Below are 22,985 nucleotides of genomic sequence, written 5' to 3' on the forward strand. Positions count from 1 at the left end.
GAGCCCGACACGCCCGGAGGGTCGAGGGGCTACGTGAAATGTCCACTCCCGCTGTCGAAAAGCGAACGGAAACATACCGCTTGTTATCGAGTCGTTACCGAATGTGGGTATCGCGCGCCCGCATGCCTCGAAACGGTGCAAACGGACACTTTCCGCGTGTTCCGGTCGACACCGGGGTATTCCATTTCGTAACCTTCCTGAGACCTAGCGGAGTCTCGCAGCCTCAACACCGGGGCAGCATCGCTAGTCACCGCCTAATCGGCCACTCGCGAGAGCGGTCGTACCGGGAACCCAAGTTTCTACTGGGGTGAATCCCGCCGGGACGTCCTCACGCACCGGTGGGTAGGGCTGATCTTCCCAGCCCGAACCCGTCAGCTAACTCGGTCGGCGGATGAATGGAAGAAACGGAGTACCCCTTTCGTGGCGTCACAAGTTTCCAAGCGGAATGTGCGACGGGCAGTCGTCGCCGGCGCGCTCGCAGTCGGAGCGCTCACCGCTACCGCGGCCCCCGCGGCCGCAGACCCCATCACCATTCCCGGTGTCGGAACCTTCGAGATCCCGGGTGTCGTCATCCCGCAGATCCCCGGTGTCCCGAACCTGCCCGCGCCCCCCGCGCCGGGCAGCACCGCAGGTGACAAGGCCGTTCAGGCCGCTCAGACGAAGCTCGGCTCGCCGTACGTCTACGGCGCCGCAGGTCCCAACTCGTTCGACTGCTCCGGCCTGGTGCAGTGGGCGTTCAGGCAGGCCGGACTGAACCTGCCGCGCACCAGCTACGCGCAGGCGGCCGCCGGTACCCCGGTGTCGCAGTCCGATCTCCGCCCCGGCGACGTGATCTCCTTCTACGGCGGCTCGCACTCGGGCATCTACGCCGGCAACGGCAACGTGATCCACGCCTCCACCGAGGGGCAGCCCGTCAAGTTGGCGCCCATCGCGTCCATGCCTTTCGACGGGGCACGCCGCTACTGATCCACGCGCGAGGCGAGGCATCCACCGAGTCGAGGGCGGGGATGCACGGGGTAGCTTCGTAGGATCTCGCACGACCACCGAGGGTGGGTTCGAATCACGATTCGAACCCACCCTCGATGTCGTTGCGCCCCAGGCAGACAGCGTGTCGTTCACCCGCCCGGTGGTCCCCGCCACCCCCGTCGTGACATGGGTGGACACACACGTATGTCATTCCGTAACCTAACCGAGACCTTGCGAAGTCTTGCCGCGCCAACCGGGCGGCAACGCGGGGTCACCACCTCTTCGGCATTCCGCGGTCGCATCGGCCGGGGAAATTCCTGAGCCGCGCATCGGACAACCGACCCGGCGGGTGGAGATCGACGATCGGAGAACCGCATTTCCGTGGCCTCACACAAGATGAAGCGCTCCCTGGGCAGCGTGCTGGCAGCCGGAGCGCTGTCGGTGGCACTCGTGTCGCTGCCCTCGATCCCGGCGGGTGCGGACCCGGTCACCACCAACCCGACCGAGACGCTGACGAAGCTCGGTGACCTGTCCCGGCAGTCCGAGCAGACGTCGGAGGCCCTCCACAACGCGCAGATCGATCTCGAGGCCAAGCAGTCGGCCCAACGCGATGCGGACGCCCGGCTCGCGGCCGACCAAGGTGTGCTCGACGAGGCCAACGCCCGCGTCGCCGTCTTCCAGCCCGTGGTGAACAAACTCGCCACTGCCAACTACCAGGGCGCCCGGACCAATCGCCTGTTCGCCGTGATGGTGAGCGACTCACCGCAGCAACTCCTCGACCAGATGTCCGCTCTGGACGCCATCTCCAACGACACCCGCAATCAGGTCGCGCAATTCCAATCGGCCACGTCGGACGCCACCAAGGCGGCCGAGGCGTCGAAGCAGTCCGCGGATTCCGCGCGGGCGGCCACCGAGCAGGCCAAGGTGGTCAGCGACGACCTGCAGCGCAAGCAGAGCGACCTGCAGGCGCAGATCGCCGACGTGATCAAGGCGTTCGGAGATCTCACCGGCGCCGAACGCGACCAGCTGGCGGGGACGCCCTTCCCGCCCGGCTTCGACCCCGACACGATCCTCGCGCACCTCACCCCCGGCTCGGGCACGAGCGCACTGCAGGCAGGCATGACCCGCATCGGCGACCCGTACGTGTGGGGCGCCACCGGGCCCGACCAGTTCGACTGCTCCGGGCTCGTCGTCTGGGCGTACAAGCAGATCGGCAAGACGCTCCCGCGGTCCAGTCAGGCTCAGGCCAGCGGTGGCACCCCGGTGTCCCGCGACGAACTCCAGCCCGGCGACGTCGTCCTCTTCTACAACGACGCGTCCCACGTCGGCCTGTACGCAGGAAACGGCAACATTCTCCACGCCTCGACGTTCGGTGTGCCGGTGAAGATCGAGTCGATGGCGAAGTTCCCCTTCTACGGGGCGCGCCGCTACTGACGGCGACCGTCCGGCGACGGCGCGCAGGCGTGCTCATACACTCACCGGCGTGCCCGCATCAGACCCGTCTTCCGCAACGGATCCGACCTCACGCCGTCAGGCGCGCCCGTGGGAGCTCGCCGCGCTGGCCGGACTGGTCCTCGCCGTCGTCGTCGTACTCGCGCTGACCGGGTTCTCTCACGACGAGCGGGGCGCCGACGGGGCGGTCGGCACCGCGCAGGCCGACACGGAGTCGCGGGCAGCGGCCGTCCAGTTGCTCCTCGACACGTGGGCGTCGGCCGTGCGGACGAACGACACGGCCCGGCTGTCGGGTCTGATGGATCGGGCGGCGTCGCCGGGCTTCCTGGCCGCCGAGACGCGCCGCGCGAGCAACGTTGCCGGGGTGGAATTCTCGGACTGGGGTTACGAGATCACCGAGAGTCCCGAGGCGGCGGTGCCGTCGAGTCTCGTCGACGCGCTCGGGGCCGACGAGGTGTGGGCGCCGGCCGTGCAACTCCGCTACGCGATCGCGGGGGCGGACGAGAGCCCCACCCGCAAACCGATCGCGCTCGTCGTGGCCCGGCGTGGTGACAGCTGGGCCCTCGTGAGCGACAGTGCCACCGTGAACGGCGAGCGGCGGACGTGGCGCGGCCCGTGGGACTTCGGAACGGTCGTATCGCGCCGCGTCGACACCGGCGACGGCCGGACGTCGGTGGTGCTCGGACATCCCGAGAACGCCGCGATGGTGGACCGGCTGGCGGAGGAACTCCCCGCCGCCGTCGTCAACGCCACCCAGCTGTGGGGTTCGGACTGGGCGGGCCGCGCACTCGTGTGGGTCGCCGGATCGCAGGACGAGTTCACCGCCCTCGTCGGTTCCGATCACGACGGCCGTGGCATCGCCGCGGTCGCCATCTCGGACGCCGTCGACTCCGACGCCGACGCGGTCACCGGGCAGCGGATCGTGTTCAGCCCCTCGTCGGCGGAACGGCTCACCGAGGTCACCCGGCGGGCGATCCTGCGACACGAACTCACCCACGTGGCGGCGCGCGCCGAGACGGTGGACCGCTCACCGATGTGGGTGCTGGAGGGCTACGCCGAGTACGCCGCCTACCGGGGCACCGGTGAGGCCGCACGGCAGATCGCGCCGGCCCTGACCGCGCAGGTGGGCGCCGAGGGCCCGCCGACCGGATTCCCCGAGAACACCGACTTCTCCGAATCCGGCGAACGCGGCTCGGTCGCCTACGAGACCGCGTGGTCGATCAACGCCTTCGTCGCGGAGCAATACGGCGAAACGAAGCTGACGGAGCTGTACCGGACACTGGCCGTGGGGGAGGCCGATCCGGACACGGTCGACGCACGACTGTCCGACGTCCTCGGCGTCGACGCCGAGCAGTTCCGGGACCGCTGGACCGACTGGGTGGGCGCTCACCTGGGGTGACCCTGCGTCGGTGTCCGCGCGGTCGACCGCCTACGGTGATCACATGCGCCGAACCCTGTTGGTGACGAACGATTTTCCGCCGCGACCCGGTGGAATTCAGTCGTACCTGCACACCTTCGCCAAGCACCTGCCCGCCGACGACCTTGTCGTCTACGCCCCGCGCTGGCGCGGTGACTCGCACATCAAGTTCGATGCGCGGCAACCGTTTCAGGTCGTCCGTCACCCCACCACCCTGATGGTGCCGACACCGTTCGTCGCGCGCCGCGCCACCAGGTTGCTCGCCGAACACGACTGCACCGGCGTCTGGTTCGGCGCAGCGGCCCCGCTCGCACTGCTGAGTTCGACGCTGCGCCGCGCCGGAGCGGAACGGGTGGTCGCGAGTACCCACGGACACGAGGTCGGCTGGTCGATGCTCCCCGCCGCCCGCCAGGCCCTCGGCCGGATCGGCGACGGCACCGACGTCGTCACGTACGTCAGCCGCTATACCCGTGGCCGATTCGCGTCCGCATTCGGCGCCGGTGCGGCACTCGAGCACCTGCCGCCCGGAGTCGACACCGACCTGTTCACCCCGGACAGCGGGGCGCGGTCCGAACTGCGGGCCCGATACGGGCTGGGCGACCGGCCGACGATCCTGTGCCTGTCCCGGCTCGTGCCGCGCAAGGGCCAGGACATCCTCATCAGGGCGCTCCCGACCGTCCGCGAACACATCGACGGCGCCGTCCTCGTGATCGTCGGCGGCGGACCCTACGAGGACCGCCTGCGCTCCCTCGCCCGCTCGGCGGGCGTCGAGGACCACGTCGTGTTCACGGGAACGGTGCCGTCCGCGGAGTTGGCGGCGCACCACACGATCGCCGACGTGTTCGCGATGCCCTGCCGCACGCGGGGTGCGGGACTCGACGTCGAGGGCCTCGGTATCGTGTTCCTGGAGGCGTCGGCCTCCGGTGTCCCGGTCATCGCCGGACAGTCCGGCGGCGCCCCGGAAACGGTGCGGCAGAACGAAACCGGGATGGTCGTGGACGGCACGTCGGTGGCCGAGGTGGCGCGATCGGTGATCGCGGTGCTGTCGGATCGCGACCGGGCGGCGGCGATGGGCGCCGCCGGCCGGGGCTGGGTCAAGGCGCAGTGGCGATGGGACGTGCTCGCCGCGAAGCTGCAGTCCCTTCTGGCGTGACCGCCCCGTGAGTACTTGTTAACCGCGGGCGGTTAACAAGTACTCACGGGCCGCAGGCACTATTTGGCGTAGAGGGCGGCGATGTCGTCGGCGAAGCTGTCGTGCACCACGTTGCGCTTGAGCTTCATCGTCGGCGTGAGCTCGCCGGTCTCCTCCGTGAAGTCCACGGGCAGGACCCGGAACTTCTTGATGGCCTCCGCGTGCGACACGAGCTTGTTCGCTTCCGCGACGGCCTCGTCGATCTCGGCCGTGAGGTCGGCGTCGGCGAGCAGATCGGCGACCGTCGTGCCCGCGGGCTTGCCGTTGCGCTCGTTCCACGCCGGCAGTGCATCGGCGTCGATGGTGATGAGCGCGCCGATGAACGGCTGCTGGTCGCCGACGATGATGGCCTGGCTGATCAGCGGGTGGGCACGCAGGTGATCCTCGAGCTGGGCGGGGGAGACGTTCTTGCCGCCCGCTGTGACGATGATCTCCTTCTTGCGTCCGGTGATGGTGATGTAGCCGTCCGCGTCGACCGATCCGAGGTCGCCGGTGTGGAACCAGCCGTTCTCGATCGCGTCGGCGGTTGCGCTCTCGTTGCGCCAGTAGCCGCCGAAGACGACCGGCCCCGACAGCAGGATCTCGCCGTCGTCGGCGATGCGAACGGAATTGCCTGCGAGGGGCTTGCCGACCGACCCGACCTTCTGCTCGCCGATCGTGTTCACGGCGAATGCCGCGGACGTCTCGGTGAGGCCGTAGCCCTCGTAGATGGTGATGCCGATGCCGCGGAAGAAGTGGCCGAGGCGGGCACCGAGCGGGGCGCCGCCGGAGATCGCCAGCTGGCACCTGCCGCCGAGCGCGGCCCGCAGCTTCGAGAACACCAGCTTGTCGAACAGCGTGTGCTTGACCTTGAGGACCTGTCCCGGGCCGCCGTTGTCCTGGGCCTCGCTCCACGCGATGGCCGTCTCGGCGGCGGCGTCGAAGATCTTGCCCTTGCCCTCGCCGTGGGCCTTGGCGCGGGCGCTGTTGTACACCTTCTCGAACACCCGCGGCACGGACAGGATGAAGTCGGGACGGAACTCGCCGAACGTCGGGACGAGGTTCGGGATGTCGCTGGTGTGCCCGAGTGCGGCCCCGGCGTCGAACGACGCGATGCTGACCGCGCGCGCCAGGACGTGCGCCATCGGCAGGAACATGAGGGTGCTGACACCGGGCGTCTTCAGCAGGGTGCCGAGGCTGGAATCGAGGATGCCCTTCGACTCGGCGATGAGGTTGGCGTGGGTGAGCTGGCAGCCCTTGGGCCTGCCCGTGGTGCCGGACGTGTAGATGAGGGTGGCCGGATCACTGGACTTCAGTGCGGCGACGCGGGCCCGGACCTCGGAGTCGGGAACGTCGGCGCCGCGTTCGGTCAGTTCCTCGACGACGCCGCGGTCGCTTTCCGACGCCTCGATCCGGTAGACGCCGCGGAGCGCGGTGGCCTCGGCGGCCACGGCCTTGACCGTGGCGGCGTGTGCCTCGTTCTCGACGACGAGGTCGATCGCGGCGGAGTCCTCGAGAATCCAGCGGACCTGCTCGGCGGAGGACGTCTCGTAGATCGGGACGGTGACACCGCCTGCCGCCCAGATCGCGAAGTCGACCAGCGGCCACTCGTACCGGGTGGCCGACATCAGGGCCACCCGGTCGCCCTGCTGGACGCCGATGGCGATGAGTCCCTTGGCGACCGCGGTGACCTGCGCGGCGAACTCGGCGGCCGTGACGTCGGTCCACCGTCCGTCGATCTTGCGCTTGTACACGACCAGCGTCGGGGCGGCCGCGGCATGGGCGAACACCGAGTCGACCGCGGACGCGTCCTCCGCGATCGTGAACGACTGTGGCGCGCTGAACTCGGGCACGAAAACCTCCGACACTGAAAATACTGGCGAGTAGGATTGTCTTCGCCAACTTTAGACCTTCCCCCGCAGGCTCCGCCTCCTGGCCGAACACGGGTGGTCAGAGGCCTGCTCGCGGGGCACCGCGGAACCGCGCCGAGGGCAATATGTGAAGCTTGTCGCCGTGAGCAGCATTCAGGTCGCAGACCAGACGTTCATCGCGGCCCCACCGCAGCAGGTCGCGGCGGCGATCGCCCCGCCTGCCCGCTGGCGCCGGTGGTGGCCCGACCTCACCCTCGCCGTCCGCGAGGACCGCGCCGAGAAGGGCATCCGCTGGACCGTGGCCGGACCTCTCACCGGGACGATGGAAGTGTGGCTCGAGCCGGTGCTGGACGGAGCGATCGTGCACTACTTCCTCCACGCCGAACCGGCGCGCAGCGAGCCCGCCCCGGATCTGGCCGCCCTGAACCGTCGCAGGCGGGTCGAGGGCAAGGTGATGTCTTTCGAGGTGAAGAAGGAACTCGAGGCCGGTCGCGCAGCGGGAGAACCGCCGTCCTGAGCCCGTTCCGGCTGTCGCGGCGGGGTCGGCATTGTGTCCGGGCGCCGGAATCGTGTGTGATAGTCGGGCACCACACAGACATACGGAACCGGTAACGGCGTGGCCCCGGATCGACGACGGGTCGGCCAGGCGAAAGGAAGCGTTCACTCCATGCCCGAGAGGACCAAGAGGTCGATCAGTATCGAGGCGCCGCCCGCCCGGGTGATGGATGTGATCGCCGACTTCGACGCGTACCCCGCGTGGGTGGCAGCCGCGAAGTCCGTCGAGGTCATGGAACCCGGAAAGAACGGCCGCGCCGACCGGGTGCGGTTCGTGCTCGACGCGGGCATGGTCAAGGACACGTACGTCCTCCGTTACGACTGGGCGCCCGACGGCAAGTCGGTCAGCTGGGAACTCGAGTCCGGTGAGATCCAGAAGTCGCAGTTCGGTTCGTACGTCCTCGAGGACGAGCCGGACGGCGGCACCACCGTCACGTACGAGCTCACCGTCGACCTCACCATTCCGATGATCGGCCTGTTCAAGCGCAAGGCGGAGAAGGCGATCACCGACACCGCGCTCAAGGAACTCAAGAAGCGGGTGGAAGGCTGAGCAGCGAGGGCCGTGCCGGACCTGCGCGGGTCCAGTTCTTCGTGGGGAAGGGGGGCGTCGGTAAGACGACGCTCGCGGCCGCGACGGCACAGGCGGCGGCCGAGTCCGGGAACCGGACGCTCCTCGTCTCGCTCGACCAGGCGCATTCCCTCGCCGACGTGGTCGGGATCGCCACCGCCCGCGACGTCGTGTCCGTGACCGACACCCTCGACGTCCTCGAACTCGACACCCTCACGTTGCTCGAGAACAGATTCCGCAGCCTGGCAGCGGTTCTCGCGGCCGCAGGGACGCACGACCACGGCGCTCAGTTGTCCGCGCTCGAACCGGAGGAGCTGACCGGGCTTCCCGGCGTGCAGGACGTGCTCGGGCTGGGCGAGATCGTCCGGTTCGCCACCGAGGGTGACTACGACGCCGTCGTGGTCGACTGCCCGCCCACCGCGGATTGCCTCCGGACGCTCGCCGCGCCCGCGATGACTCTGGACTACCTCGAACGGGTGTGGCCGCAGCACCGCCGGATCGCCGCGCTGCTGGGTTCGGACCCCCGCCTCGTCATGCTGGTGTCGCTGATCGAACAGGTCGTGTCCGCGGTCGGCGAGGTCCGGGAGTTGCTCGCGAACCGCGCGAAAACCACTGTGCGACTGGTGACGACACCGGAGCGGGTGGTGCTGACGGAGACCCGGCGCACCGTCGCGGTGGCCGCGCTGTCCGGTCTGCGCATCGACGCGATCCTCGTGAACAATCTTCTGCCGCACTTCGATTCGCCGGCAGGACATGACGATCCCGGTGTGGCATGGTTGATCAGGCGGCGTGCCCTGCAGCAGCGGGTGCTCGACGAGCTCACCGCCTCCGCGGGCACCACGGTGATCCTCTCGGTCACCCGGTCGGTGACGGAGCCGGTAGGGTGGGCCGATCTCGGCGGTATCGCCAGGGAGTTGTATGCCGACGACACGGACGCGGTTGCGGTGTTGGGGAAGAACCCGCCTGCGGTGCGGGTGGGGCTGGAATCGGGGGCCGGTGTGGATTCTGTGTACACGATGCGGATGTATCTGCCGCTCGTGAACCCGTCGACCCTGACGTTGGGTCGAGTGGAGGACGACTTGGTCGTGGGAGCGGAAGGGGTGCGCCGCCGGGTGCGCCTCGCCTCGGTCCTGCGCCGGTGCGTCGTCGCGGGCGCAGAACTCGACGGAAGCGATCTGGTCGTGCGCTTCACGCCCGACCCACAGGTGTGGCCGGTATGAACGACGACCACGCGCAGCTGCTGGCGGAGCTGCGGGCGCTGGCCGAGACCGCCCTGGACCGTCTCGAGCCGATCCTCCAGCGCGCGGCGGCGCCGCACGCCGCGGCGGACGCTGCGGGAACGGCCGCCGGCACCGGTCAGTGGTCGGGATGCACGTGGTGCCCGGTGTGCGCGCTCGCGGCCCTGATCCGCGGCGAGCAGCACGACCTCGTGACCCTGCTCGCCGGTCAGGCGTCCGTGCTGATCGCCGTGCTGCGGCAGATCCTCGACGAGCACACCGATCACGATCCCTCGGGCCCCGGCGCGCCGGAACCGGGTCCGGGCGACGGCGGCGGAACGCCCGAACCGGACGGCGGCCCCGCGTTCGAACCGATCACCGTCACCGTCAAGCGCTGACGGTGCCCGCCACCGGCCGGATCGGCGGACTCGTGCACGTCGGCGATCCGGCATGGGCACAATCATCTTCATGAGCACAGGCACGGGCAGCGATCGCACCCCCGGCTCGGCGCTGACCATCGGCATCGACGTGGGTGGAACGAGCATCCGTGCGTCGGTGGTCGACTCGGCCGGCGAGGTGCTCGACTCGCTCCAGTCGCCGACCCCGGCGTCGGCGAAGGCCCTGGAGAACGGCCTGGACCGGGCGGTGCGGGAACTGTCCGCGCGGCACGACGTCGCCGCGGTGGGGCTGGCGGTCGCCGGGTTCATCACCCCCGACCACACCACGGTGCGGTTCGCGCCGCATCTGCCGTGGGTCGGGGCGCCCGTCGGCCGGGACCTGGGGCAGCGCCTCGGTCTGCCGGTGATCCTCGAGCACGACGTGAACGCGGCGGCGTGGGCCGAGCACCGGTTCGGTGCGGCGGCGGGCGGCCGGAACGTGGTGATGCTCGCGATCGGCACGGGTATCGGCGCGGCGCTCCTCGCCGATGGCCGGCTGTACCGCGGCAGCCACGGCGTCGCACCCGAACTCGGGCACATCCAGGTCGTTCCCGGCGGTCGCCCGTGTGCGTGCGGCAAACACGGCTGCTGGGAGCGGTACTGCAGCGGGACGGCCCTCGTCGACACCGCGATCGAACTTCTTGCCGCGGATCCGGCGACGTCGACCGTCCTCGCGCGGGAGGTGGCGGTCGATCCCGGGGTGCTCACGGGCAGGAGGATCGCCGGCGCCGCACAGGACGGCGATCCGCTCGCGCTGGAGACGATGCGGGACTTCGCCCGGTGGCTCGGGGTCGGCCTGGCTCTCATCGGTGACGTGTACGACCCGGATCTCGTCGTGATCGCCGGCGGAGTCGCGAGTTCGTCGGCGTTGTTCATCGACGAGGCCCGCGAGCACTATGCGGCGCTGACGACGGGCTCCGGGCACCGGCCGCTGGCCCGGATCCGGCCGACCCAGCTGGGGGAGGCGGCGGGCATGATCGGGGCGGCGGAACTCGCGCGGGCGGTCCTGCCCGATCGGGTGGGTTGACGCCCGGCCGATCGCTGTAAACCCGCAGAGTGTGATGTTGTGCGGGCCTCCCGGCCGTGTGTAGCGACCCTCACCCACCCGAAGTAGAGTCGAGCCGAACGAAGCTTGGGTTGTGAACGGGAGGGACGCCATGTGGTACTGGCTCTTCAAGTACGTGTTTTTGGGGCCGGTTCTCTGGGGGTTGGGCAGACCGACCGTGGAGGGTACGGAGAACATTCCGGCGGAGGGCGGTGCCATTCTGGCGAGTAACCATCAGGCCGTGCTGGATTCGTTCTTCCTGCCGCTGCGAGTGCCGCGGAGGATCACTTTTCTCGCCAAGAGCGAGTATTTCACCGGGACGGGACTCAAGGGCGCGTTCCAGCGCTGGTTCTTCTCGGTGGTCGGCCAGGTGCCGATCGACCGGACGGGCGCCGACGCCGCGCAGGACGCTTTGAACGCCGGCTTGCGCGTCCTCTCGCAGGGCAAGCTGCTCGGCATCTACCCCGAGGGCACCCGGTCGCCCGACGGCCGGCTGTACAAGGGCAAGACGGGTCTGGCGCGCATGGCGCTCGAGTCCGGTGTGAAGGTCATCCCGGTCGCGATGATCGGAACGGAGAAGGTCAACCCGATCGGCTCCCGCGTGTGGCGTCCCGCAAAGGTCACCATCCGCGTCGGCGAGCCCATCGACTTCTCGCGTTTCGAGGGGATGGGTGGCAACCGGTTCGTCGAGCGGGCCGTCACCGACGAAGTCATGTACAAGCTGATGAAGCTGTCGGGTCAGGAATACGTCGACATCTACGCGGCCACGCTGAAGAAGAAGGCCCCCGCCGCGGACGGTTCCGCACCGGCTCCGGTGGCCGGCGTGGCACCGGCGAACGATGCGAGCACCGTCACGCGACTGCCGGACACCCGGGCGAGCTGACCGCCGCGACCTCTCAGCCGACGGGGACGGTCAGATCGTCGGAGTTCTCCGACCGATCGTCCTCGTCGGGCTGCGTGGGCCGGGTGCGGAACGCGACGCTCGCGACCAGCACCACGGCGAGCCCCCACCACACGTACGACGACGCCAGGAACTGATCCCACAGATTCCAGTGGGTTCCGCTCCAGCGTCCCACTCCGAGCTTCCAGTGCGCGGCGAGCTTGACGACGACGATGCCGACCACGGCCGTGACCGCCAGGGCGACACTCTTTCGTCGGTAGGCGAGGACGCCGAGCACGAGGACGACCGGCACCGACCACACCCAGTGATGCGACCAGGACACGGGGGAGACGAGCAACCCGAGGACGGCGTTGAGTCCCAGCGCGAGCGCCGTCTCACCGGCCCGCAGCGCCCGCACCATCGCGACGATCACCAGCGCGAGAACCGCGACGCTCAGCAGCAGCCAGATCGGGGTGCGCATCCCGTCGCTCAGACCGAGCCGGGCCAGCACGCCGGTGATGCTCTGGTTCGCGGGATACGCCGGTGTGCCGATCCGATCGGAATCGAAGAGCGTCTGCGTCCAATAGGTGACGGAATCGTTCCACGTCGCGATCGCGCCCACCGCGCTGAACGCAAGGAAACTGACCGCGGTGACGACCGCGGAGCGAAAGTCTTTGCGCACCAGGAAATACAGGATGAACACGGCCGGTGTCAGCTTCACCGCCGCGGCGAGGCCGATCAGCAGTCCGCGGGGCCACGGCGTCTTCTTCGGCAGGCAGTCCGCCGCGACCAGCAGCATCAGCAGAATGTTGATCTGCCCGTAGTCCAGGGTCGACGAGACGGGTTCGAGGGCCATCGCCACCGCGAGCGCGCCGAGCGCCGTCCACACCAGAGTGCGGCGAGGTGCGATGCCCAGCGAGTCGAGTGTGACGACGAGGACGCCGAACAGGGCGATCAGCGACAACACCGTCACCACGGTCCCGGCCGTCGCCAGCGACACCGTCGACAACGGACTGAACACGACCGCGGCCAGCGGCGGGTACGTGAACGGCAGGAAGTTGCCCATCTGGGTGGCAGGCATCGACCCGTACAGCGTCGGGCCGTGCAGGAACACCGAACCGCCCAGGCGGTAGACGTCGAGATCGAGCCGGTAGTAGAAGCCGAAGTCCCGCAGACCGGGCAGTCCGAGCAGGTTGTAGGCGAATCCGACGGCGAGCCCGGCGAGCACGAGGACGCGGATCACGAGACCGCCGGCCCGGAGGTGCACGGGCACCCGCGGCCGGTCGAGCGGGTCCGCGACAGGGGCGGCGGACTGTCGACCGTCGGAGCGTGCTCTCACCGAGGCCTCCTTCACGAGGTAGGGGTGGATCCGGATGACGCCGACGGGTGAGGCATAGTTTGCGGGCGTGCGTTACTTCTACGACTGCGAGTTCATCGAGGATGGTCGCACGATCGACCTGGTGTCGATCGGGGTGGTCGCAGAGGACGGACGTGAATTCTACGCGGTGTCCACCGAGTTCGATCCCGACCGTGCGGGCAAGTGGGTGCGCAGGAACGTGCTGCCCAAGCTGCCGCAGCCGTCGTCGCCCCTCTGGAAGAGCCGCGCCCGCATTCGCGACGACCTCTACGCGTTCCTGATTCCCCGGCCCGGCATCGTCCCCGAACTGTGGGCGTGGGTGGCCGCCTACGACCACGTCGCGCTCTGCCAGCTGTGGGGTGACATGACGGAGCTGCCCCAGACGCTGCCCCGGTACACCCGCGAACTCCGGCAGTACTGGGAGGAGCACGGCAGCCCGGCGCTCCCACCTGCACCGGGCGACGCTCACGACGCACTCGCCGACGCCCGGCACAACCTGGCGAAGTTCGAGGCAGTTCAGGCGGCACGGTCACTCCGGTGACCTGACTCGCCATCGCTCCGGTCGAGCGAATATCCTGTATGGGTGAACTGGACTGTCGACGTGCCGATCGACCGCTTGCCCGAACTCCCGCCGCTGCCCACCGAGATGCGTGAGCGCCTCGACGCAGCGCTGGCCAAGCCCGCTGCCCAGCAGCCGCAATGGCCCGAAGGTCAGGCCGCCGCGATGCGGACCGTCCTCGAGAGCGTGCCCCCGATCACGGTGGCCAGCGAGGTCGTGGCCCTGCAGGAGAAGCTGGCCCAGGTCGCGCGCGGCGAGGCGTTCCTCCTTCAGGGCGGTGACTGCGCCGAGACGTTCGCGGACAACACCGAGCCGCACATCAAGGGCAACATCCGCACCCTGCTGCAGATGGCCGTCGTCCTGACGTACGGAGCGAGCCTGCCCGTCGTCAAGGTCGCGCGCATCGCCGGTCAGTACGCGAAGCCGCGGTCGTCGAACGTCGACGCCCTGGGTCTGCAGTCGTACCGCGGCGACATGATCAACTCCCTCGTCGCGGACGAGGCCGTGCGCGCCCACGACCCGTCGCGGCTCGTGCGGGCGTACGCGAACGCCAGCGCCGCGATGAACCTGGTCCGCGCGCTCACCGGCGCGGGCATGGCCGACCTGCACAAGGTGCACGACTGGAACCGCGAATTCGTGTCCTCGTCGCCGGCCGGGGCCCGCTACGAGGCACTCGCCGCGGAGATCGACCGCGGGCTGCAGTTCATGAACGCCTGCGGTGTCACCGATCCCAGCCTGCACCACGCGCAGATCTTCGCCAGCCACGAGGCGCTCGTCCTCGACTACGAGCGCGCGATGCTGCGCCTCGACAACGACGACGACCACGCCAAGCTGTACGACCTGTCCGCCCACTTCCTGTGGATCGGCGACCGCACCCGTCAGCTCGACGGAGCGCACATCGCGTTCGCCGAACTCGTGTCGAACCCGATCGGCCTGAAGATCGGTCCGAGCACCACCCCGGAGATGGCGGTCGAATACGTCGAACGCCTCGACCCCACCAACAAGCCGGGCCGGCTCACCCTCATCTCGCGCATGGGCAACAACAAGGTCCGCGACCTGCTGCCGCCCATCATCGAGAAGGTGCAGGCCACCGGTCACCAGGTGATCTGGCAGTGCGACCCGATGCACGGCAACACGCACGAGGCGTCCACCGGCTACAAGACCCGCCACTTCGACCGCATCGTCGACGAGGTCCAGGGATTCTTCGAGGTCCACAACGGTCTCGGCACCTACCCCGGCGGAATCCACGTCGAACTCACCGGTGAGAACGTCACCGAATGCCTCGGCGGCGCGCAGGACATCTCCGACCTCGACCTGTCCGGTCGCTACGAGACGGCGTGCGACCCCCGCCTCAACACCCAGCAGTCGCTGGAACTGGCGTTCCTCGTCGCGGAGATGCTGCGCGGCTGACCGCCCGCATCGGAGACCCTCACTGCCCTGCTCCCGCGGGGTCAGGGCAGTGAGACCAGGGTGACCGTGCTCCCCGGTTTCACCAGATCGCCGCTGCCCGGGTTCTGGCCGATGACCAGTGACCTGTCGGTGTCGGTCACCTGACGCACCTTCACGTCGAGACCGAGACGGCCCAGTTCGTCGCGGGCGGATCCGACGGTCCGCCCCAGCATGGACGGCAACCGCACCGCGTTCGACACACTCAACGTCACGCTGGTGCCCGCATTGACAGTGGTGCCCGCCTTCGGGCTGGTGGCGATCGCGTCCCCGGCGGCGACGTTCCGGTCGAAGTCGGTCGTGGTGTCCTGCACGACGATGCCCACCGCCTCGAGCGACGCGCGTGCCTCGGCCTCCGACATGCCCTTCACGTCGGGAACGTCCACCGGCGGTGCACCTTTGCTGACGATCAGTTTGACCGTGGAACCGGTCGCGAGTTCCGTGCCCGGTGCCGGGTCGAGTGCGGCCACCGCACCGATCGGGACCTTCGCGCTGAACGCCTGACCGCCGTCGACCGGGGTGAACGTGCGGTTCCGCAGTTCCTGCTCGATCCCCGCGCGTTCGCCGCCCGCGGGCAGCGGCGGGACGGTCGGCCTGCCCAGCGAGACGAGCAGGGCCACCGTGCCGTCCCGGGAGATCCGCGACCCACCCGTCGGATCGGTACCCAGCACCGTGTCGAGCGCCGCCGTGTCCGAATACTGCCCGCGGATCTCCGTCGACAGACCGGCCGCTTCGATCGCCGTCACCGCGGCACCCCGCGACAGACCGTCGGTGGTCGGGACCGCGGTGAACCGGCCCGAACCCATCCACCAGCCACCGAAACCCACCGCCAGGGCGAGCATCAGGATCACGAGCAGCCACACGATCGTGGTCCGGCGGGACCGCTGCCGTTCGGCGGCGAAGTCGGGGTAGTGGTAGCCGTCGTCGGTTTCGTCGTCCACCGCGAACGGCGGTTCGTCCATCGGCGGCCGCGGAGTCTGGGTGGTGACGACCCTCGTGTGCTGGATTCCGGGCTGCGCAGGCAGCGGGCTGGGCGGCGACAGCGGCGCGGCGGGCGGAAGGTGCACCGTCGGCGGTGCGACGGGGCCCGGCGGCGCGGTCAGGGGAGGAGCGCTCGCGGCGGCCGCGGCGCTCAGGTGCTGCGCCGAGCGTCGCGGGGCGGGCACCCGGTACGCGGGCAGGTCGAGCGCCGCCGCGATGCCGCGCAACGCCGAACCCATCTGCTCGGCGTCGGCGAAGCGGTGCGACGGCTCCCGGTGCGTGGCCTCCGCGACGAGTTCGTCGAACTCGGGCGGCACACCCGCGATGTACGAACCCGGCCGCGGAACGTCCTGGTTGATTCGCTGATACGCCACGGACAACGACGTGTCTCCGGTGAACGGGGTCCGTCCGGTGAGGAGTTCGAACAGCAGGACACCGGTGGAGTAGACGTCACTGCGGGTGTCGGCGATCCCCGACGTCACCTGCTCCGGCGACAGATACGCCGCCGTGCCCAGAATCACACTGTGCGACGTGGTGTTCGACGCCGCAGCCGCCCGCACCAGACCGAAATCCGCGATCTTCACCTCACCGCCGTCGGAGATCAGGATGTTCTCGGGTTTGACGTCGCGGTGCACGAGACCCGCCCGGTGGGCGACGGCGAGCGCGTCGAGAACCGGCCCCACGACCGCGGCCACCGCGTGCGGCGGCATCGGCCCGCGTTCCCGCAGGAGTTCGCGCAGCGTTCCGCCGTCGACCAGTTCCATCACCAGGAACGCGTGATCGCGGTCGTGTCCCTGGTCGTACACCGCGACCAGGGAAGGGTGCTTGAGTCGCGCGACCGAGCGGGCCTCGAACTCGAACCGGGTCACGAACGCCGGATCGGCCGCGAACTGCGGATCCATCACCTTGATGGCCACCGGACGGTCGAGACGCGTGTCGAGCCCCCTGTACACGGTGGACATGCCGCCACGCGCGATCGTGGCATCCACCCGATAGCGCCGGTCGAGCAGCTCGCCGATCAAACGTTGACCTCCATCGTGCACAGTGTCCGTTCCCCCGTCAGTGCGCGCAGCCCGGCCACACGCCCCTCAATCGTAGCCAGCGACACCGACCGGTAGCGCCACGCCGGAGGCGACCAGATAACGTTAGGGGAGTGAGTGCCATCCCTTACTGTGACGATGTCCTGGACCCTTCCGTCTCGCTCCTCCAGCTGGTGGACGTCGCGAAGAACCTCGGTGTGGCCGTCACCCGCGTGCAGCAGCTTCTGCGGGATCAGCAGTTGATCGCTGTGCGCCGCGACGGCGTCCTCGGCGTCCCCGAACTCTTCTTCGACGAGACCGGTGAGACCCTCAAATGGCTGCCCGGTCTCATTGCGGTGCTGCACGACGGTGGATTCAAGGACGAGGAAATCCTGCTGTGGCTGTTCCGTGAGGACGACAGCCTCCCCGGCACGCCCGTCCAGGCCCTGCACGGCGACCTTGCCCGCGAAGTGATCCGCCGCGCTCAGGCGATGGGATTCTGACCGCCGGTCACCACAACCTGCCGCGGGCAGGCACCGCGAGCCGGGCGAACTGAGGCACCGCCGTCGCCCACCGGTTTCTCCGCGGAACGGTGGCGCGCCGGTCGAGGACCCGGTACCCGCCACGTTCGATCTCGTCGAGGATGCGCGAGTACAGCACGAACGCCGTACGGATGCCGGGTTGGACGCGTCGATCCAGCATCGCGATGCCCGGTTCCGCGTCCCGGTACACCGACCGGGTGACCGCGATCAGGTGGGCGAGCGCCCGCACGATGCGCTGGTCCGTCGTGCCGCGGCGGCGGCTTTGCGCGAGGAGTTCGGTGTCGACTCCGAACGCGGCCAGCTCCTCGGCCGGGAGATAGACCCGGCCCCGATCCAGGTCCTCGCCGACGTCGCGAAGGAAATTGGTCAGCTGGAACGCCTCCCCGAGGGCCGCGGCGTGCGGTTCGGCGCCGGGCCCGGTGGTGCCGAGGACGGGCAGCATCTGCAATCCGATCACGACGGCCGACCCGTACATGTACGTGCGGAGTTCGGTCAGAGTGCCGTAGTCGGCCCGGTGCTCCGGAGTCCCCGGAACGTCCATCCGCATCGAGTTCAGGAACGCGAAGAAGTAGTCGTGGGGGATGGCGAAGTCCGCCACGGTGTCGAGGAACGCGGGAAGGACCCGCCGCATCTCCGGTGAGCAGGCGGTGTCACCGACGGCGTTCTTGTCGGTGAAGCCGCGCCGTAGCACCGCGTCGATCCGGTCGAGTTCGGCGGCGCACTCCCCGGCGGTCCGGCCGGGATCGACGTCCACGAGGTCGTCGACCGTGCGGGCGAACCCGTAGAGGGCGTGCACGGCGGCCTGGCGGCGCTCGGGAAGCAACCGGGTGGCCAGGTGGTACGTGCGTCCGTGCTCTGCCGTCACCGCGCCGCAGTACCGGTAACTGTCGGACAGCGCGGTCATCGACCGGTCATTCGAGGCCGGGCGACGACGCAGCACCTGCGAGGTCGGAGGTGCGCTCTTCCTCGACGGGCCGGGGTGCGCGCAGCCGCAGCGGGTCGACCGTGCGCAGCGACACCGCCGCCACGACCGCGGCGAACGTCGCGAGCATCACGTGCGCCAACGTGTAGAGCCCGATCGACCCGTCAGGCTGGAAGACCAGCATCAACCAGGTGGACAACCCGACGAGGATCATCAGGGTCCGCGTCGACAACGCGAAGCCGGCCGCGATGGCGATCGGCCACGAGTAGTACCACGGCAGCGCCGCGGGCGACAGAATCACGATCGCGACCAGGACGATGAGGATTCCGAGGATCGCATCCCGCTCGGTCTTCCGGTACCGCCACCAGGCGGCGAGCACGATCGCGACGAGGGCCACCGCACAGATCGGGCGGGTGACGGCCAGGACCTCGCCCAGCCGCAGGTCCGCGAACCACGACGTTCCGACGGTCACGAAGTGGGCGAGGATCGTCGGCAGCGACAACCAGTTGATGATCTTGTTCGAACCGGACAGCGCCGTCATCCAGCCGAGCCCGACACCGGCGACGGCCGATGCGGCGGCGAAGACGACCGCGAACACGGCGAATCCCGCGCCGGCGGTCTTCGCGAACGACGCGAGCGGCGACGCGGGTGTGCGTCCTTCCGCCTCGGCCTTCTCCTTCTCGTGGAGCATCCAGATCCACACCATGAAGGGCAGCGCGGCGCCTGCGGTCGCCTTGATCGCGACCGCCACCGCGACGAGCGCGATGCCGGCCAGATGGCGGCGCTCGAGGACGAGCGCGATGCCGGCGATCATCAGGCCGACCATCAGCAGTTCGTTGTGGACACCGCCGATGAGATGGACGAGGACCAGCGGATTGAGCACGGCGAGCCACAGCGCGATGGCCGGATTACCGCCGAGGTGCCGCGCGAGGTGCGGAACGCCCCAGACCATCAGCGCGAGCCCGGGCAGCATCGTCACGCGCAGCAGCATCGTCCCGGCGATCACGTTGTCGCCGGTGATCGCGGTGATGCCCTGACTGAGCAGCAGGAACAGCGGACCGTACGGCGCGGTGGTGGTGGTCCACACGTTGCTGACGTTGTCGAGGAGGATCCCGGGGTTGACCACCGGCCCGACGGCGTAGGGGTCGAACCCGTCACGCAGCAGCGCGCCCTGCGCCAGGTAGGAGTACGCGTCCCGGCTGAACATCGGCACGGCCAGCAGCAGCGGCGCCGTCCACACCGGCACGACCATCCGTAACTGCCGGAGCGTGACGTCGCCGCCGAGCGTGGCGCGGCCCAGCCGCACCCACGCCGCGATCATCGCGACGACACCGATCCAGACGATGACGGTCGACAGGATCTGACCGTGACCGAACCGGAGCCACGACAGGTGCATCGCCTCGAGCAACGGGTCCTCGCGGCGGACGCTGCCCGCACCGAAACCACCGAACGTGATCATCACGGCGCCCACGAAACCGAGGAGCGCGGCATGCCCCTCCGGGCTGCGGAGGAAGTCGGCCGTGGACTGGGGCCACGACCGCTGCGGCGTGGTCGTCGCAGCGGCGACGGTCGCCTGCCGGGCAGAGGACGTCATGAGTGCAGATTCCTCCCCCGAGGTGAGTTCGGTTGCGGTCGGTGCGCTCGTCGTCGCGCGCATCGCATGGTCGAGGAACCAGTTTAATTGCTGCCGGCACCAGTTCTCGCCACGCCTCGCCCTATCCTCCCGCACTTCGTGCTTTCGAGTGCAATTGCGCACTTCGTGCCGTGACGGGCCCGGTGATGCGTGCGGCCGCGAGTTTCCCCGACAGCAGGACGGTCGGAACCCCGACACCGGGCACGGTCCCGGAACCGGCGAGGACGACGTTGTCGAGGCCCCCGACCAGGTTGGGGCGCCGGAACGGGCCCGTCTGCCGGAACACGTGCGCCGCCGCGAAGGGGCTGCCCGCCGCCATGCCCTTCCCGAGCCAGGTCAGCGGAGTGTCGACGTGGTCGATGGTGAAATGCTCCGCGATCCCGCTGTAGCCGCGCTTCTCGAGTTCGCGCAGCAGTTCGGTCACGTACGGGCCGGTCAGCGAGGACCACTCCAGTGGTGCGCTGTGCAGGTTGGGGCAGGGAGCGAGCACCGACAGCGGTTCCGAGGCGGTGCCCGCGCGGTCCACGGCGAGGCCCGGGTCCGACACGGCGGGCCGGGTGATCAGCAGCGACGGGTCGGTCATCAGCCGTCCGCGTCCCCGGCGTGCGGTGATCTCCGCGAACGTCCGCTTCCACGCGTGACCGAAGTCGATGGTGTGGTGCCGCTGGGCGGCCCACCCTGATGCGACCGCGGTGGGGACGGTCCCGTGCAGGACCACGGCGGACGGCGACACCCGCACCCGGCGGGGGGTCCGGCGGGTCACCGGGCGCAGCAGCGCGTCGACGACGGCCGTGTCGGCGGTGAGCACCAGCGCGTCGCAGTCGATGCGGTCACCCGTAGACGTGACGACGGCGCCGACGCGATCACCGGTTCGCTCGAGTGCCGCGACCTCGGTGCCGAACCGGATCTCCCCACCCGCGGTGGTGAGGGCGTCGGCGAGGGCGAGCGCGATCGAACGCATCCCGCCCCGGGGGAAGTAGACGCCGAGCGAGGTGTCCATGTGGGCGATCGCGCCGTACACCGCGAGGGCGTCGGCGGGGGCGACGCCGGCGTAGAGCGCCTGGAACGTGAAGATCCGGCGCAGTCGCGGATCCGTGACGGTCCGGTCGACCCGGGCGCCGAGCCGGCCGAATCCGCCCAGCGCGGTGAGCGTCAGCAGATCCTTCGCGGCCTCACGGGACGAGACGAGATCCAGCGGCGAGTCGAAGTTCGCGTCCATGAAGCGGTGGTACTCGGCGTCGAAGATCCGGCCGAGCCAGCGCCGCAGCCGCAGGTACCGGGCCGATTCGTCCGGCCCGCACACCCGGCCGACCTCGGCGGCCATCGCGTCGGGATCGGAGTGGACGTCGAGCGAGGAACCGTCCGCGAACCGCGCGTGATACGCCGGGGCCAGCCGTTCGAGGACCAGCGGCGGGCGGGTCGACGTGAAATTCGCGCCGACGGCGGCGAGGGCTTCACCGACCAGTTCGGGCATCGTGAGGACGGTCGCGCCGTTGTCGATGTCGTAACCGGGACCGCGGTAGGTGCCGACCCGGCCGCCCGGTGACGACTCCCGTTCGAGGACGGTGACGCGGCGGCCCGATCCGGTGAGGTGCAGGGCGGCGGAGAGACCGGCGAGGCCCGCGCCGACGACCACGACGTGATCGGTGCGGCCGGGAACCGTCCGGAGCGCGCGAGCCACCGCGGGCCTCAGTAGTCGCGGCGCGTCGCGGCGACGGCCATCTCGGTGAGCTGCTGCTTCGCCGCGGCGGTGGCGGTGCTCGTCTCCAGCGTGGACAACGCGTTCGCGACGAGATCCTCGATCTGCTTCTCCACGTCCGCGACCGCGCCGAGCGAGGTGATCGTGTTCCGGAGGGTGTCGACGTCCGAATCGGACAGATCGGTGCCGATGCCCTCGCGGAGCAGGGTGGCCGCCGCGGGGTCGCCCGCATCGGCGCGCTGCAGCGACATCGCGAACAGGACGGTGCGCTTGCCGGCCCGCAGGTCGTCGCCCGACGGCTTGCCGGTCACGGCCGGATCCCCGAACACGCCCAGCAGGTCGTCGCGGAGCTGGAAGGCGATACCGATGTCGGTGCCGAATCGGCGGTACGCCGAGACCAGGGTGTCGTCGGCGCCGGCGAGTGCCGCGCCGAGGTGGAGCGGCCGCTCGATGGTGTACGCCGCGGTCTTGTACCGGTTGACCTTCATGGCGGCATCGATCGACTCGTCCGCCCGGGCCTCGTTGCTGATGTCGAGGAACTGCCCGCCGAGCACCTCGGTGCGCATCGCCGACCACACGGGGGAGATGCGAGCCGACGCGTCCGGGGTGATGCCCGATTCGCGGATCATGTCGTCGGCCCAGGCCAGGGCCAGATCGCCGAGGAGGATCGCGACGCCCTCGCCGAAGTGAGCGGAATCACCGCTCCACCCCCCGGCGCGGTGCTGTTCCGCGAACTCGACGTGGACGGTGGGGAACCCGCGGCGCGTCGTGGAGGCGTCGATGATGTCGTCGTGGACGAGGGCGCAGGCCTGCACCAGTTCCAGCGCGGAGCAGGCGCGGAGCACGGGCCCGGCCTCGGGGCCCCGGGCGTCGCCGCCCGCCCCGAGCCAGCCGGTCCACGCAAAGGCAGGACGGACCCGCTTGCCTCCGCGCAGAACGAAGTCCTCGAGCGTCGTCACGGCCTCGCGGTAGCCGCCGCCCACGGCGTCGACCAGGTCCTGCCGGCTGGTGAAGAAGTCGCGCAGCGCATTTTCGACCTCGGCCGCGAGGGCGGAGGGGCGCGTTCCAACGGACAGTGTTGCCTCCAGGATCGAAATTTCGCGTGCGCGCCGAGACCGGCGGCAGGCGTCGACACCACCATAGTGGGCGCTCGTCCGGGCGGCCGGTTGCCCGGATCCCGGGTGCCTGCGGAGACGCAGTGGGTGCATTGCGCCGGACACTACCTATGCTGGACGGGTGACATTCGAT

The 22,985-nt window shown here is 69.7% G+C and carries 20 protein-coding genes and 1 riboswitch; of the genes, 13 read left to right on the forward strand and 7 right to left on the reverse strand.

The window, feature by feature from the left end:
* The first annotated feature begins 241 nt into the window (after positions 1-241).
* Positions 242-406: riboswitch (cyclic di-AMP (ydaO/yuaA leader) on the forward strand.
* Positions 407-420: 14 nt separating this feature from the next.
* From BLV94_RS41640 to BLV94_RS41655, 4 genes are all read left to right on the forward strand, one after another.
* On the forward strand, positions 421-966 hold the full coding sequence (locus tag BLV94_RS41640; RefSeq protein WP_072945434.1) for an NlpC/P60 family protein: 546 nt from the start codon (positions 421-423) through the stop codon (positions 964-966).
* 381 nt (positions 967-1,347) lie between these two features.
* Positions 1,348-2,400 (forward strand): C40 family peptidase, encoded by a 1,053-nt coding sequence (locus BLV94_RS41645; RefSeq protein WP_083395830.1) that lies wholly within the window; start codon positions 1,348-1,350, stop codon positions 2,398-2,400.
* Positions 2,401-2,449: 49 nt separating this feature from the next.
* Entirely contained in the window at positions 2,450-3,817 is a 1,368-nt protein-coding gene (locus BLV94_RS41650) for a peptidase MA family metallohydrolase (RefSeq protein WP_072945429.1), read from the forward strand.
* A gap of 43 nt (positions 3,818-3,860) precedes the next feature.
* Positions 3,861-4,988 carry a glycosyltransferase family 4 protein gene (locus BLV94_RS41655; protein ID WP_072945560.1) on the forward strand — a complete coding sequence of 376 codons (1,128 nt, stop codon included), beginning with the start codon at positions 3,861-3,863 and terminating at the stop codon, positions 4,986-4,988.
* Between the two features lie 59 nt (positions 4,989-5,047).
* Here BLV94_RS41655 and BLV94_RS41660 read toward each other — a convergent pair whose 3' ends face one another.
* On the reverse strand, positions 5,048-6,859 hold the full coding sequence (locus tag BLV94_RS41660; RefSeq protein ID WP_072945559.1) for an AMP-dependent synthetase/ligase: 1,812 nt from the start codon (positions 6,857-6,859) through the stop codon (positions 5,048-5,050).
* A gap of 160 nt (positions 6,860-7,019) precedes the next feature.
* On the opposite strand from BLV94_RS41660, the gene BLV94_RS41665 reads away from it, so the two are divergent.
* From BLV94_RS41665 to BLV94_RS41690, 6 genes are all read left to right on the forward strand, one after another.
* Positions 7,020-7,394 carry a polyketide cyclase / dehydrase and lipid transport gene (locus BLV94_RS41665; RefSeq protein ID WP_072945558.1) on the forward strand — a complete coding sequence of 125 codons (375 nt, stop codon included), beginning with the start codon at positions 7,020-7,022 and terminating at the stop codon, positions 7,392-7,394.
* 150 nt (positions 7,395-7,544) lie between these two features.
* Positions 7,545-7,982 carry an SRPBCC family protein gene (locus BLV94_RS41670; protein ID WP_072945427.1) on the forward strand — a complete coding sequence of 146 codons (438 nt, stop codon included), beginning with the start codon at positions 7,545-7,547 and terminating at the stop codon, positions 7,980-7,982.
* Positions 7,979-9,220 carry an ArsA family ATPase gene (locus BLV94_RS41675; protein WP_072945425.1) on the forward strand — a complete coding sequence of 414 codons (1,242 nt, stop codon included), beginning with the start codon at positions 7,979-7,981 and terminating at the stop codon, positions 9,218-9,220. The genes BLV94_RS41670 and BLV94_RS41675 overlap by 4 nt, the downstream gene beginning before the upstream one ends.
* Positions 9,217-9,615: a hypothetical protein gene (locus BLV94_RS41680; protein ID WP_072945423.1), complete on the forward strand. Its 399-nt coding sequence runs from the start codon at positions 9,217-9,219 to the stop codon at positions 9,613-9,615. The genes BLV94_RS41675 and BLV94_RS41680 overlap by 4 nt, the downstream gene beginning before the upstream one ends.
* 52 nt (positions 9,616-9,667) lie before the next feature.
* Positions 9,668-10,681 carry an ROK family protein gene (locus BLV94_RS41685; RefSeq protein ID WP_072945420.1) on the forward strand — a complete coding sequence of 338 codons (1,014 nt, stop codon included), beginning with the start codon at positions 9,668-9,670 and terminating at the stop codon, positions 10,679-10,681.
* 130 nt (positions 10,682-10,811) lie between these two features.
* Positions 10,812-11,582, forward strand: a complete 771-nt coding sequence (locus tag BLV94_RS41690) for a lysophospholipid acyltransferase family protein (RefSeq protein WP_072945418.1) — start codon at positions 10,812-10,814, stop codon at positions 11,580-11,582.
* 13 nt (positions 11,583-11,595) lie between these two features.
* On the opposite strand, the gene BLV94_RS41695 is transcribed toward BLV94_RS41690, so the two are convergent.
* Positions 11,596-12,918, reverse strand: a complete 1,323-nt coding sequence (locus BLV94_RS41695) for a glycosyltransferase 87 family protein (RefSeq protein ID WP_072945557.1) — start codon at positions 12,916-12,918, stop codon at positions 11,596-11,598.
* A 67-nt stretch (positions 12,919-12,985) separates the two neighbouring features.
* On the opposite strand from BLV94_RS41695, the gene BLV94_RS41700 reads away from it, so the two are divergent.
* Together BLV94_RS41700 and BLV94_RS41705 are read left to right on the forward strand one after the other, a co-directional pair.
* Positions 12,986-13,477, forward strand: coding sequence for a polyadenylate-specific 3'-exoribonuclease AS (locus BLV94_RS41700; RefSeq protein ID WP_012688083.1), 492 nt, complete (start codon positions 12,986-12,988; stop codon positions 13,475-13,477).
* 42 nt (positions 13,478-13,519) lie between these two features.
* A complete protein-coding gene (locus BLV94_RS41705) occupies positions 13,520-14,905 on the forward strand; it encodes a class II 3-deoxy-7-phosphoheptulonate synthase (RefSeq protein ID WP_012688082.1) in 1,386 nt (461 codons plus the stop codon).
* A 41-nt stretch (positions 14,906-14,946) separates the two neighbouring features.
* Here BLV94_RS41705 and pknB read toward each other — a convergent pair whose 3' ends face one another.
* Entirely contained in the window at positions 14,947-16,965 is a 2,019-nt protein-coding gene (gene pknB, locus BLV94_RS41710; protein ID WP_244163770.1) for a Stk1 family PASTA domain-containing Ser/Thr kinase, read from the reverse strand.
* Positions 16,966-17,075: 110 nt separating this feature from the next.
* Between pknB and BLV94_RS41715 the strand changes: the two genes are divergently transcribed.
* Positions 17,076-17,444 (forward strand): Rv2175c family DNA-binding protein, encoded by a 369-nt coding sequence (locus tag BLV94_RS41715; RefSeq protein WP_072945416.1) that lies wholly within the window; start codon positions 17,076-17,078, stop codon positions 17,442-17,444.
* 7 nt (positions 17,445-17,451) lie between these two features.
* On the opposite strand, the gene BLV94_RS41720 is transcribed toward BLV94_RS41715, so the two are convergent.
* The 4 genes from BLV94_RS41720 to BLV94_RS41735 all read right to left on the reverse strand — a co-directional run bounded on the left by BLV94_RS41720 (position 17,452) and on the right by BLV94_RS41735 (position 22,945).
* A complete protein-coding gene (locus BLV94_RS41720) occupies positions 17,452-18,387 on the reverse strand; it encodes a phytoene/squalene synthase family protein (RefSeq protein ID WP_072945415.1) in 936 nt (311 codons plus the stop codon).
* A 7-nt stretch (positions 18,388-18,394) separates the two neighbouring features.
* Positions 18,395-19,999 (reverse strand): alpha-(1->6)-mannopyranosyltransferase A, encoded by a 1,605-nt coding sequence (locus BLV94_RS41725; protein WP_072945556.1) that lies wholly within the window; start codon positions 19,997-19,999, stop codon positions 18,395-18,397.
* A gap of 121 nt (positions 20,000-20,120) precedes the next feature.
* Positions 20,121-21,719, reverse strand: coding sequence for a phytoene desaturase family protein (gene crtI / locus BLV94_RS41730; protein WP_072945390.1), 1,599 nt, complete (start codon positions 21,717-21,719; stop codon positions 20,121-20,123).
* Positions 21,720-21,727: 8 nt separating this feature from the next.
* A complete protein-coding gene (locus BLV94_RS41735; protein ID WP_179377862.1) occupies positions 21,728-22,945 on the reverse strand; it encodes a polyprenyl synthetase family protein in 1,218 nt (405 codons plus the stop codon).
* Between the last annotated feature and the right edge of the window lie 40 nt (positions 22,946-22,985).

The sequence above is a fragment of the Rhodococcus koreensis genome (genome assembly GCF_900105905.1).
Lineage (GTDB): Bacteria > Actinomycetota > Actinomycetes > Mycobacteriales > Mycobacteriaceae > Rhodococcus_F > Rhodococcus_F koreensis.

Bases quoted from the DNA above. Each gene is read 5' to 3' on its own strand.
- BLV94_RS41685 (WP_072945420.1), top strand. From the start codon at position 9,668: ATGGGCACAATCATCTTCATGAGCACAGGCACGGGCAGCGATCGCACC.
- BLV94_RS41670 (WP_072945427.1), top strand. From the start codon at position 7,545: ATGCCCGAGAGGACCAAGAGGTCGATCAGTATCGAGGCGCCGCCCGCC.
- BLV94_RS41655 (WP_072945560.1), top strand. From the start codon at position 3,861: ATGCGCCGAACCCTGTTGGTGACGAACGATTTTCCGCCGCGACCCGGT.
- BLV94_RS41725 (WP_072945556.1), bottom strand. From the start codon at position 19,999: ATGACGTCCTCTGCCCGGCAGGCGACCGTCGCCGCTGCGACGACCACG.
- BLV94_RS41690 (WP_072945418.1), top strand. From the start codon at position 10,812: ATGTGGTACTGGCTCTTCAAGTACGTGTTTTTGGGGCCGGTTCTCTGG.
- BLV94_RS41735 (WP_179377862.1), bottom strand. From the start codon at position 22,945: ATGCACCCACTGCGTCTCCGCAGGCACCCGGGATCCGGGCAACCGGCC.
- BLV94_RS41680 (WP_072945423.1), top strand. From the start codon at position 9,217: ATGAACGACGACCACGCGCAGCTGCTGGCGGAGCTGCGGGCGCTGGCC.
- BLV94_RS41720 (WP_072945415.1), bottom strand. From the start codon at position 18,387: ATGACCGCGCTGTCCGACAGTTACCGGTACTGCGGCGCGGTGACGGCA.